Origin of the sequence: Haloferula sp., assembly GCF_049672945.1 — a bacterium.
GTDB lineage: Bacteria > Verrucomicrobiota > Verrucomicrobiia > Verrucomicrobiales > Akkermansiaceae > Haloferula.
Genome location: NZ_JBATWY010000090.1, coordinates 23,767 through 34,765, shown reverse-complemented (window position 1 = coordinate 34,765; position 10,999 = coordinate 23,767). Strand labels below are relative to the sequence as shown.

General features: G+C 57.0%; 14 protein-coding genes and 1 tRNA gene. 12 read left to right on the top strand and 3 right to left on the bottom strand.

The genetic code is table 11. The annotated features are described in order from the left end of the window. Positions 1–244 precede the first annotated feature (244 nt). From WBG04_RS07965 to WBG04_RS07920, 10 genes are all read left to right on the top strand, one after another. Positions 245–706 (top strand): hypothetical protein, encoded by a 462-nt coding sequence (locus WBG04_RS07965; protein ID WP_424313874.1) that lies wholly within the window; start codon positions 245–247, stop codon positions 704–706. A gap of 169 nt (positions 707–875) precedes the next feature. Beyond that, on the top strand, positions 876–1,400 hold the full coding sequence (locus WBG04_RS07960; protein WP_424313873.1) for a hypothetical protein: 525 nt from the start codon (positions 876–878) through the stop codon (positions 1,398–1,400). Between the two features lie 106 nt (positions 1,401–1,506). After that, positions 1,507–1,974, top strand: a complete 468-nt coding sequence (locus WBG04_RS07955) for a DUF4279 domain-containing protein (RefSeq protein ID WP_424313872.1) — start codon at positions 1,507–1,509, stop codon at positions 1,972–1,974. A gap of 86 nt (positions 1,975–2,060) precedes the next feature. Beyond that, entirely contained in the window at positions 2,061–2,426 is a 366-nt protein-coding gene (locus tag WBG04_RS07950) for a hypothetical protein (protein ID WP_424313871.1), read from the top strand. Between the two features lie 171 nt (positions 2,427–2,597). Continuing rightward, complete coding sequence (locus tag WBG04_RS07945; RefSeq protein ID WP_424313870.1) at positions 2,598–3,020, top strand: hypothetical protein; 423 nt, start codon at positions 2,598–2,600, stop codon at positions 3,018–3,020. A gap of 166 nt (positions 3,021–3,186) precedes the next feature. Beyond that, positions 3,187–3,699: a hypothetical protein gene (locus tag WBG04_RS07940; protein ID WP_424313869.1), complete on the top strand. Its 513-nt coding sequence runs from the start codon at positions 3,187–3,189 to the stop codon at positions 3,697–3,699. A gap of 233 nt (positions 3,700–3,932) precedes the next feature. Continuing rightward, positions 3,933–4,199, top strand: a complete 267-nt coding sequence (locus WBG04_RS07935; protein WP_424313868.1) for a hypothetical protein — start codon at positions 3,933–3,935, stop codon at positions 4,197–4,199. Positions 4,200–4,250: 51 nt separating this feature from the next. Then, positions 4,251–4,940, top strand: a complete 690-nt coding sequence (locus tag WBG04_RS07930) for a hypothetical protein (RefSeq protein ID WP_424313867.1) — start codon at positions 4,251–4,253, stop codon at positions 4,938–4,940. 146 nt (positions 4,941–5,086) lie between these two features. Further along, complete coding sequence (locus tag WBG04_RS07925; protein ID WP_424313866.1) at positions 5,087–5,800, top strand: NlpC/P60 family protein; 714 nt, start codon at positions 5,087–5,089, stop codon at positions 5,798–5,800. A gap of 133 nt (positions 5,801–5,933) precedes the next feature. Next, the gene (locus WBG04_RS07920) at positions 5,934–6,134 is read left to right on the top strand and encodes a hypothetical protein (RefSeq protein ID WP_424313865.1); all 201 of its coding nucleotides are present in this window, start codon (positions 5,934–5,936) and stop codon (positions 6,132–6,134) included. A 111-nt stretch (positions 6,135–6,245) separates the two neighbouring features. Here the strand turns inward: WBG04_RS07920 and WBG04_RS07915 are convergent, their stop codons facing one another. Beyond that, complete coding sequence (locus WBG04_RS07915; RefSeq protein ID WP_424313864.1) at positions 6,246–6,824, bottom strand: hypothetical protein; 579 nt, start codon at positions 6,822–6,824, stop codon at positions 6,246–6,248. Between the two features lie 160 nt (positions 6,825–6,984). Here WBG04_RS07915 and WBG04_RS07910 point away from each other — a divergent pair, with 160 nt between their 5' ends. Together WBG04_RS07910 and WBG04_RS07905 are read left to right on the top strand one after the other, a co-directional pair. Next, positions 6,985–8,385, top strand: a complete 1,401-nt coding sequence (locus WBG04_RS07910) for a hypothetical protein (protein ID WP_424313863.1) — start codon at positions 6,985–6,987, stop codon at positions 8,383–8,385. Between the two features lie 17 nt (positions 8,386–8,402). Beyond that, positions 8,403–9,857, top strand: coding sequence for a hypothetical protein (locus tag WBG04_RS07905; RefSeq protein ID WP_424313862.1), 1,455 nt, complete (start codon positions 8,403–8,405; stop codon positions 9,855–9,857). A gap of 320 nt (positions 9,858–10,177) precedes the next feature. Here WBG04_RS07905 and WBG04_RS07900 read toward each other — a convergent pair whose 3' ends face one another. Together WBG04_RS07900 and WBG04_RS07895 are read right to left on the bottom strand one after the other, a co-directional pair. Continuing rightward, positions 10,178–10,651, bottom strand: a complete 474-nt coding sequence (locus tag WBG04_RS07900; protein WP_424313861.1) for a hypothetical protein — start codon at positions 10,649–10,651, stop codon at positions 10,178–10,180. A 198-nt stretch (positions 10,652–10,849) separates the two neighbouring features. Then, positions 10,850–10,924 (bottom strand) — tRNA-Thr (locus WBG04_RS07895). Between the last annotated feature and the right edge of the window lie 75 nt (positions 10,925–10,999).

The following is a 10,999-nucleotide window of genomic DNA, read 5'->3' as shown; positions in this document are numbered from 1 at the left end:
GAAGATGTGAATAAAATGCTGTGTCGGCGACGGACTTGTTCACAATCCGGGCGCAGTCGAACGGCCTCGTTCCGGGCCTCATCGCCCGGCTTGATGAATAAGTCCGGTTGTCCTATAAAGGCGTGGGTGGACAACCCGCTACCCCGCCGCGAGTCGGAGATTGACCCCGGATGAGAACCCTTTACCCTGAGTTGGACTGGCGCTCCCGGTAGCGGGTGCCACCACATCTAACGTTCTCCAAGAAATGCGCTTCACGATACCCAAGGAGCATCGAGACACACCTGAGGCGATGGAACTGGTTAGGCTTGATCGGGAATTCAATGATGTCCTTGAAGCTAGCGTTGCGGCGATGCGCCATGGACTTCTAGAGAGCGATCCGAAAGCCTTTGCGAGGATATCGGAGCGCGAGAAGGCGCTGCTACGTCAGATTGAGAGGGCCGAGGACGCCTACGACAAAGCGTTAGGCGAGCCGAAGCCTATCAATCTCAATCCAACCGAGCTGTCTGAAATCGGACGAACTTTCGGCCAAGCCGATCAAGTAGAAGCTCGTGATGTGCTTGCCAGAACTTTGGGCTACCTCGATAGGAATGGCCCGTTTGATCGGAGGGTTTCCGAGGCGATGATTCGTGTGGCTGGGGGCGACTTGCACCTCCTTCACCAAGCGGCGGAAGCAGCAAAGCAAGACTACCGAGACTTGCTGTGCTAGTGCGATCTCTCCTGGCCATGAGCGCAAAAAAATGTGGAGAACAAGACGAAGATGGCGACCCCTCTCAGCGGCCTTGGTGAATTTCCGTTTTGGTGGTTCAATCCTTCAACGAGAGTCGGAGCCCCGCCATAAGGGTCGGGATCGCCATTTCTCAGACGTTCTCCCAAAAATGAGATACCCGAAGCAATACGCTCTGGGCGACGATCCGGAAGAGGTTCGCGTTGGCGATCTTATCTGGTGGAACGAAGGGGTCTGCGTTGGATTCGTCGAAGAGGTGATGGAAGATCAAGGCGATTTCGAACGCTGGGGGCTAGACGAACCCAGCATCGCCCTCACCAACCTTCATCCATTCGAGGCAAACGAGGCAAAGCACAAGCAACACATCGGTTCTGTGATGAGTGGATGCACAGTAGTTCATTCTCTAGACGATCTTGAGGATGAAGGTGTCGGGCTACTATCTGAGCATGAGCGTTCCGAACTTGACTGGGCGATCGCCGAAGCGAGATCGAGGGCGGAAGTCCAAAATCGAGAGGCGCCATTCTGTGTGTCGGCCTTGATGGACATGGACCGACGTGAAGAGGATTGGCATTTTCACTTTGTCAATACCGAGTGTCAGGTCGTCGAGACAGTTGTTTTCCCTTTCCGACCGAACACGCGCACCAATGGAGAACAAGTCGGCGATGGCGACGCCTAACAGCGGGCTTGTTGAATTTCCCTTCTCATGATTCAATCCTTTCAATCTGGCACGGAGCGCCGCCTTAGTTCGGGCGTCGCGCCATGCCTCAAACGTTGGGCAGGAAATGAAGAGCACTCGAAACCAGCCTTGCAGTGATGCACCCGAGGGCACCGTCTGGTGCGGTGGGCCGGTCGATTGCTCCAAAGTCTCCCTTAGAGTGCTTGGCGATGGGATCGACCTTATCGAGATATCTCAACTCCTGGGGCATCCAAACGATTCCAAAAAGAGGAAAGGTTGGGGATTGTCTGCTCCTATTTCAAGCGCCGGAGATATCGACGGACAGATCCAATGGATCCTCGCTCGATTGACGAACGATTTGACGATTTGGAAGAGCCTTTCTGACCGCTACTCGGTTGATTTCTTTTGTGGGTTGTTCCTTGATCAACCCAACCGGGGTGCTTCTCTGTCCCCCGCAACACTGGCTGCGGTTGGAGAGCGAGGGGCAACGATCGGGTTCGACATCTATGCTCCCGAAATCGAACAAGAAGTCGAACAAGCCGAAGATGGCGACCCCTCTCAGCGGCCTTGTTAAATTTCCGTTATGGTGATTCAATCCGGCAACGAGAATCGGAGTGCCGCCATGAGGGTCGGGATCGCCATTTCTCAGACGTTAGCCCAATGAATCTGAAGAGACGCCGATTCATCATGTTGGTCGTCGTCCTTGCAGGCTGCATGATCGGCTGGCACACACTTCTCATACAGAGATCGAGCGTTAGCGCTGAGTCGCCCGATGCCCGGCACATTGCGGTGGTTCAATCCTCTTTTCCGATGTTCGGCGATTATCACTACGACATCGAAGTGAGGCGTTCCGATGGAGTATTGATCAGCCGGATGGAGGTCCGCGACAAGTTGTTCGGATGGGCTCGAGACCCATCCATCGAGTGGGCTGACGACAGCACGACAGTCACTATAGGTATCCGAGACGGCGATGCTGAAGGAGGCAATTCGGTGGCCCGCAAGCGCATTTCTATTGATGTTCCCTGACTATTCCCACCGTGATCGGCGCTGGCAGCCAGGGTAACAAGAACGGCTAACAAGGCGCGTCTGACCGACCCCTTTAAGCGGCCTTGTTACGTTTCGTTTTGGGTGGTAGAACCTCCTTAATGAATCGCGCTGGCCGCCATGGTGGACGGGTCGGCAGCGCTTCGACGTTCGATGAAGAAAAAGAAGAGATGGCTTCGGCGCCTTTTGATCTTCGCGGTCATCCTTCTAGTCTATCCGGTTTTCGTCATCGGCTACACGTGGACACACGTCCTGCAGTCAGACCTTGAGGGAGGCAGGCACGGGCCACTCGATGCCTATCGCCATGCACTTGCGAGCGCGGTGGTTTCCCACACACTCGGTGAGTGGGCGGTCGATCTGGTAACAACCGTCTTCGAGTCTTCTGGCAAGGATACGAATCAGATGGACCGTAAGAACAACACGATCGGAGCCTCCATTGGCAGACGTAGCGGCTCGTTTGGAGAGCTGGAAGCAACCGTTCGGCGGAGTGTGCTGGCTGGTGCCGAGCTATCCACCGATTCCAATCAGATCACCTGGCTTCCTGAAGATCGCTGGCGGGACTCCAAGCTCTGGTGACTCGCTCACCAACCTTACAAACCAATGCATCGAACAAGGCACTGGAGGACGACCCCTATCAGCGGCTTTGTTGCGTTCTTGCCGCCAGCTTCGGAAGCTGCTTGGATGCTCGTGGCCGTTCCGGTTCGGTTACCGGGATCGCTTCGCCATCGACGTTCGCCACCAAATGAAGACTTCGCGATATTTGTTTGCTGCGCTCGCACTGGTCATCCTAGGCGTTGCCGCCTGGCTTCAATCGCAGGAAAAATTCGAGCCAATACTTGTGGCGGCAGAGGGTAATCATCCGATAGACCACTCGGCTGACATTCACGTGTTTACTGACGACAACGATTTGCTCAACATCTCATATTCAATTGACGGTTCCAAGCAGCAGTGGACACGTGGATTCATTGATCCGAAAAGCGATTGGTTCCTTTATGTTTATCGAAGAAACGAGATCTGGCTTGTAGACGATCAGGATGTGATACTGATTCTTGATTTCGACGGAGCTTCAGGAAACTACGGACTCTTCAACTGCCACGACTCCAAAGTCCTCAATGAATTCATCTATGACCGAGCTCCATCGCACTTCATCAAGATGCTCCCCAAAGGGGTTGCCGAGCGGATTGAAGAAGCCAAGCGTTCTGGTCACACCCTAGAAACTGATGGATCTTTTGTTGCTGCTGCTCCCAAAATATAGAAGGCGAACAAGACGGATCAGGACGACGCCTATGAGCGGCCTTGTCGATTTTTCGTTCAGATGATTTAATCTTTCCAACTGGATCGGCGCGCCGCCTCAACTCTCCGGCGCGCCTGTCCTCAAACGTCCGGCCGAGAATAGAAATGGCAAGTAAGAAGAAACGGATGTCACCACGATACCAAGTGTGGGTTGATGCGCGAACAAAGTTCCGACTGTCTGATGCGCACATCCAGATGGCGAGGGAACTTGGCCTCAGCCCAAAGAAGTTCGGAAGTCTCGCGAATCACCAGCAAGAGAAGTGGAAGACACCCCTGCCGCAGTTTATCGAGGACCTCTACTATGAGCGTTTTGGGGCAGAGAGACCTGAGGTCATCTTGACGATCGAGCAGATCGCACAGAAGAAGCTCGAAGCTAAATCTGCGAAGCGAGATGACCAAGAAGAACCCAGTGTAAGCGAGTATGAAGACGACCAAGACGATGATCCTCAGTGGCTTAGGTAACACGAGAAACCAAATGCCGAACAAGACACCGGAAGCGACGTTCGCTCAAAGATGAAAATTCTCACAACCAACGTTATTGTGTTCACCCTATTATTCAGTGGGTGGGTCCTAGCTGAACGTGAATTCACAAGCAGCGATGGCCGGACGCTCCTGGCTACCATAGACAAAGCGACTGAGCAGGATGTCACTCTTACACGAACGAGCGACGGCAAAAGCTTCACGATTGCATTGGATCGCCTCTCTAAGAACGACCGGGAGTTCGTTCAGGCCTGGCGCACCGTAAAGGAGCTGAATACCCGAAAGGCTCGTGAGTTGACGCTCAGCTTGGGTGAAGGTCGGACTGAAGTTGTCAACGTCCCCGAGGGCGAGATCCTGACAGCCGATGGGGTCCTCACTTTGGTTCCCGGCGAGACCGTCCATATCGAGTTTGATGAAGAAGGCCATCCGTCGATCACCCACAAGGTCAAAAACCCTCAGCGAACGGTCACATTCAAGATGACGAACAAGGATGGAATCACGATGCTTTTCAGGGAGACGCGAGTTCAGAAGACAGTTGCAATGGACTGCGAGAATCGAGGTTTGGGCAGTCCTGACTTTTCTCGAACGAACCTTCACCCGACAGAGAAGGGTCTTATGGCCGGGGATAGTTGGCCCGGATCGGTGTGGACCCTTAGGCTCAGCAATTTTGAAGTAACTGATCGGTCTGCACAGGAAGTGTATAGCGAAAGGGTTGCCAGATAGAACGAAGCGAACAAGCCGACGATGGCGACGCCTGACCGCAGACTTGTTGAATTTCGTTTCTGGTGATTTAATCCATTCAATCAGCCACGAAGCGCCGCCTTTGTTCGGGCGTCGCGCCATGCCTCAAACGTTCGCTGAAGAAAAAGATGTGGAGACGCCTCATACTGATCTGCACGCTCGGAGCCTTTGCCGGAATCTTTGTGATCCCGCTCAATCCGGTTAACAGCAAGCTTTTGAAGCTCGCGTTTCTGGGGTGTATTGTCGGAGCGTGGGTCGGATTCACCATTCTCACCTGGAAGCGCAAGCCGGTAAGGGTAGCTGCCTTGATTCTCCCATTGCTTGCAGCGGTGCCATTCATTTTACCCGGCGGTGAGATCGATACAGATGAATTACGTCAGGATTATGTCCGCCGAATGTCTGAATTCGAGGGGACGAAGTATCACTGGGGAGGAGAGAGTTCTCGTGGGATCGATTGCTCAGGGCTACCGCGACGCGCCCTTCGCGATGCTCTGTTGGCCTACGGATTCAGGCACTTTAACGGTCGTGCTTTTCGCGGATGCGTCGAGCAGTGGTGGTTTGATGCCAGCGCGAAGGCTCTTGGAGAGGGTTACCGGGACTATACCAGGCCGCTCGGGGCGACAGGAACGATTCAAGAGATGGACTACGACGGCCTGGTGCCAGGAGATCTTGCGGTGACAACGAGTGGTGTTCACATTCTCGCATACGCTGGCGACGGACAGTGGATTCAGGCCGACCCCGGTATTGGAGCCGTCGCGACCCTCGATGGTCGGACAGCCGACAACGGATGGTTCCGCACGCCCGTCACTACCCACCGTTGGCAACTCTTCACGCAGAACTAACACAACAGCGAACAGTGCGTCGCTCTCAACACCTGCCCCGCCGCGAGTTCCGACCGTCATGACCATTCCAGCCTCAACCCGCAGTCGAAGCCGCGCCCCCGGTCAGGTGTAGGAGGACTTTGACGAAGGACCAATGAGCGACCAGCCGACGGAATCCGACTGGAGAGCCTTCCGGGAGATGGTTCCGGAACTCCGTGAGCGTTTTCTCCGCGTGCATAATCGTGAATTGGCGTCGATCCTTGAAGTAGATTACGAGGTTATGAGCAAAGTCCTTCGGTCAGTCGACGAAACCAACAAGGCGGCGATGGCGACGCCTGACCGCGGCCTTCCATGAGAAGGGGAAAGGGGGTCAGTCAAACCCTCAACCCCCTTTTCCCCGCCCTCCGGTCCGGCCCGACGGCTGGCTCAGGGGCCACCCGTTAGAAGCAAATTGCTGCAGCCATTCTCAGTATTTGTGACGACTCAACTCCGCCTTCAACTTCACCAACACCTGCCGTAGCTCGGCCGGCTTGAGTCGCGGCAAGTCGTCCCGTATATGAACCTCAAGCCCCGGGGCCAGCAACGTCCGAACCCATCGCCTCTCCGTGTCGAATGCCGCCGTCGCGGTGACGGGGTCATGGGCTTTCGTTCCCTCCGACCGAGCGACGAACTCCACGCCACCAAGCAGCATCCGCTTGGTTTCTTCGAGACTCTTCCCTGCGACGAGCGGCGCAATTCTCTCGGCCGATACTCCGTCCGCGAGCAACCTGCGAACCAGTAACGCCTGGAGGAACTGCGGGTAGCCGTAGACGGCCCGCCGGCCCACGCGCTGCCCGGGATCGATGCACCCGAGCGTGACGTAGTGACGGAAGGTTCGTTGCACGAGGGTCGGGCTGATGCGTGCGTCCCGTTCGTCCGCAACTGGGAGTAGCTTTGCTGCGACCCGGTTCACGCGGACAAGCAACTCGTCGAGGGAAACGCCATCGCCCCAGCCTTTCGCCGCGACCTTTTCAAATTCGCGGATGCCGCTTTTCGCCACTTCCATGCAGGTGCTTCTGTCTTCACTGCTCTATTCATGCAACACTATATGCTAGTGTTGCAACTTTTCTGGCATTTGTTCTTGACGAGGTGGCGGCGATCATCGCATTAAAGACATGCTGGGTAAAACTACCCCAGCACATCCAACACGTTTCCGATCACGAGCCATGACCAACAAGGAATCCGACCACCTCCGCCATCTCCTCACTTCTTTCGACGCCCATGCCCTCGGCGAGGGTGACGAAGTCGCGGGCGCCAACGTCCTCGCCACCATGGCGATCACCCTGGCTAATCTCGCCCGTCGCGGCAGCGGGATCCGGACGCCCGACTGGAAGCTGATCCCGGTCGATTGCAACGTGCTCGCCTCAGGCTCACTGACGTCGAACATGGTTCTCGACGAGGTGGTCACTCCGGTCGGCCACTGTCAGGATAACCTGCTAGCCCACCTCGACCGACTCCTGAAGGACAACGAGGCGGAAGAGAAACGGAAGGAACGGAACCTTGATCGCAGGTGGGACCTGTCAGGCGGACATCCTGCAAACCCGGGCGAAAACAGCCTGCTGCGATTGATGACCGGAGACCCCGAGCTGGAACCGCTGATCGAAAGCCACGAAGACGAGTGGGGCGAGGTCCTCGGATCGAGCCCCTCCGAGCACTTCGTCGACTTGATCCGGCGCCCTCGAGTCTTCATTACCGGAGCCACGCCAGCATTGCTGGACCAGCAGCTCCCCGGTGCCCACCACAGCCAAGCGCTCGTGGCGATCGGGTTGAATCGCGCGTCGGACGCTGCAAAATTCGGTAGCATCTGCCCTTCGCTCATGAACGGCATGATTCCAGCTGGCCCGTCAGGCGAAGCGGTCAGGGGCAGGCTGCTCATCACCGACCCTGGAGACGTGCTACCATTGGCGACCAAGGCGGACAGCGACGAGACCGCGTGGCTCGCACGTCTACTCTGGCTCGTCGATGGCAGCGCGGGGCCGGAGTTTCCATCCGAGGACGCAAGTGATCGGATCATTCCCCTCCCCCACCTGAACGCCCGCTTCGCGCATGCCGTCCGGCTGATTCTTGCCAACCGGCTCAACAGTCGGCAGCCCCAACCTCTGATCTTCGAGTGCGACTTCGCCAAATCCCAGGTTCGCTGGATGAAATTCCTCAATGACATGGAGGGGAGCCTGCCCGGTATCCGAGGCACGGCTCGCTGCCTGCTCGCCAGTCTGATGTTCGGCTTCCAGCGGCTCATCAAGGTGGCAGAGGCACCTGAAGGCTTCAAGCATTACCGCGACGGCATCGAGGCACTCGCCAAGCATCTGATCCGCCGTATGGCCAACGCCCGGGCTGCGATTCTGTTTTCCGCCAATGAGGCACGGAAGCTAGCCCACAAGCGGAAGATCCTCACGAAGCTCGACGGCGAGGCCATGGATACCCGCATGCTTTATCGCGGCGTTCACTTGCATGCCGATTCCTGCCGAGAGCTGCTGAGCGAGCTCAAGGGAGACGGCCTCATCGAGCTTAGTGGAGACAAGTGGCAGCGGGTCGAAGGTGCCACTCTGCCATTCGACCTGAATTAACGTCTGCCCGACCAAACATGATCCAAGACCTATCCCGCTCTTTCGACTCTACGCACAGCACCCTCGACCTGTCGCAACTGGAGCACGCGAGCGAGCCCCTGCACCGGGTGCTCTCCGACCTCATCGCCGGGTGCTCGTCAGAGTCGGGCACCTCCACCATGACGACTGCAGGGCTGGTCCTGAGCCTCTGCCAACTACGGGGCCGCGCCATGAGCGAGCACGTTCCGTCGCTGATCTTCCTCAACGCCGGGGAAGCAGCACCTGACCCCGTGGACGAGTTCGTGAAGGACTTCGTCCATGACGAGGAAGCCAACAACCCCGGCGAGAATGGATACACTGCCGGAATCCCCATCAAGCCCGAGCATGCACCGGCGATCATGGAGCGGGCGATTCGAGAAAGGCGGGATCTCGGCTACCGCAGAGAGCTCGACCCCTTGAGCGAGCGCAATGCTCAAGCCCACGAGAATGCCTACCGGGAAGCCTCGAAGTCCGCCCACGGAACCGGCGGAGCGCGGGCCTACTCACGAGCATGGGCCAAAGGCTTCGGTCTGCTAACCGACAAAGACGACCAGGTCATCCTGCGGCTCAACGAGGCCCCCGACCGCGCCGCCTTTCGCCACGATGTCCTCAAGGACCCCGGCCGCCTGCTCATGCCGGAGGGAGTTGGCCAGCATCTGCTGATGGCCCGCAAGACGGTCACCGTTTCAGGATCTCTGACCGTCGACCTATGGGACGAGGAACTCGTGACGGGTATCATCAAGCTCGGCCTTCCCGTCGTGTTCCTGCCGCACACGGGGAAGGAACCACTGACCATTCCCAACGCGGCGGCAATGAAGGTCCTGCCCGGCCTCTGGCGCGACGTGCCGGCGCCCTGTGCGAGAACCTCACTGAGACTCCCGCCGATCAATTGGTTCGTGGCTCATACCAAGGACGTCCGCCAACGGCTCCACCTCCTACCGGGAGACGGTGCATACGAGTTCGCGATACAGCAGCTCCTCCACCAGCTAGGCAGCGCCTGCGATCAGATCGCCCAGTACTCCGGCAACAACCATGAAACGACTCCAGAGCAAATCTCCGCTCTCTACTGGGACCTACACGCGCGCAGCTTCCGGGGTATCACCCTCGGCATGGCAGCACTCGCCTGGCACTGCCTCGGCTTTGACACGGGTTGTCCGCGTGAGAAGGCACTGAAGGTTCTGAGTTACATCCGTGAGAAAGGGTCGGTGAAAAAAAGCGACCTACTGCTCGCCAAGGGCAGCCGGGTGGACGCAGCTACGAGGGATATACTACTGGAGCGCCTCGCCGCCGAGGACCTGATCCGGGTGGAGGGCAAGACGGTCACGGCGACATCCTTCGAGGACTTTGTCATGGCCCTGCATTCGCGCCCGGCACTTCCCGACTCCGCCAGCTTTCGGAGCTGCTTGAGAATGACAGAGAACTCACCCTCTGAGCAGGGCCTCGGCAAGTCGTAGGACACAGTGAAGGCGGGCGAGTTCACGTCCAATTTTTTCACGCGGGTTTCACTCTGCGCCGTGAGACCGAACCCCTTGTTTGAAGGACTTGACGGAGTGCCAGCGACAGCTCTGAAGCAAAAATTTCAGCGAAGGCCCTAACACCGGCCTCCAGACTCTCGAAAACTGCTGTGACAAGTGTGACAACGGTGCATGCAGGAGACAATCGGTGACCGTGTCTCGATTTGTCACTGAGCATCACCGCCCACCGCTCCGAGAACACTGACAAGGCAGGCGAGGGCCACAAGCCCCAGGGACTCACCAATGGCGACCAACAGCGGTCACGAATCAGCCAAGCGTTCTGCTACGAACACACTGTCGAGCACGCCTTGAAAGTAAGCGAGCTTCAGCGACACATGATCAAACGCCTCGACGGTATCCCGGTATTGGTCCGCCAAACGGCGAGCATGATCGGCATCCTTAATGTCGATCACCTCAACGGAAAGCAGCCAGGATGGTTCTGGGAAGATGGCCCGATCAATCAGAGTGAAGGCCAGGCGAACGATGTCCTCAAAGCTGGGACCGGCGGAGTCCGCGGGCAACTGAGGCACCTCCCTCAACCCGAGCCGCCGCAGCGACTCATTGAGGAGGTAGAACCCTCGCATGCCCTTCATCCGAATGATCTTCCCTTTGTTTACCAGATCATAGAAGGTGCTGCTTGCCAGAGGAGGATCAAAGAACCCCCGGATAGTATCGGAGTTCACCCCGTATTCCGGGTAGTCGGTCGGATCATTCCTTGAGGAAGACTTACTCATGCCATGAGCGTCGACTGCCTCTTCCTGTAAGTCAGGCAGAGAATTAGTTAAGATTTCTTAAACGGTTGCCAAAACGGTTGCCAAATTCGTGCCATTTTTCCGGATTTCAGCGGAATTGGACGGATTCCGGCGGAATAGGGCCGCTAGACTCAGATACGAAAAAAGCCCTATAAAACAGGGATTTTCCTATATTTCAAGTGGAGCCGCTGGTCGGAATTGAACCGACGACCTATTCATTACGAATGAATTGCTCTACCCCTGAGCTACAGCGGCTTTTGCCATGCGGGAGGGCCGAAATGAACCAGACACGACGCCGCTCGTAAAGGATTTCCTCCTCCCTGAATTCGG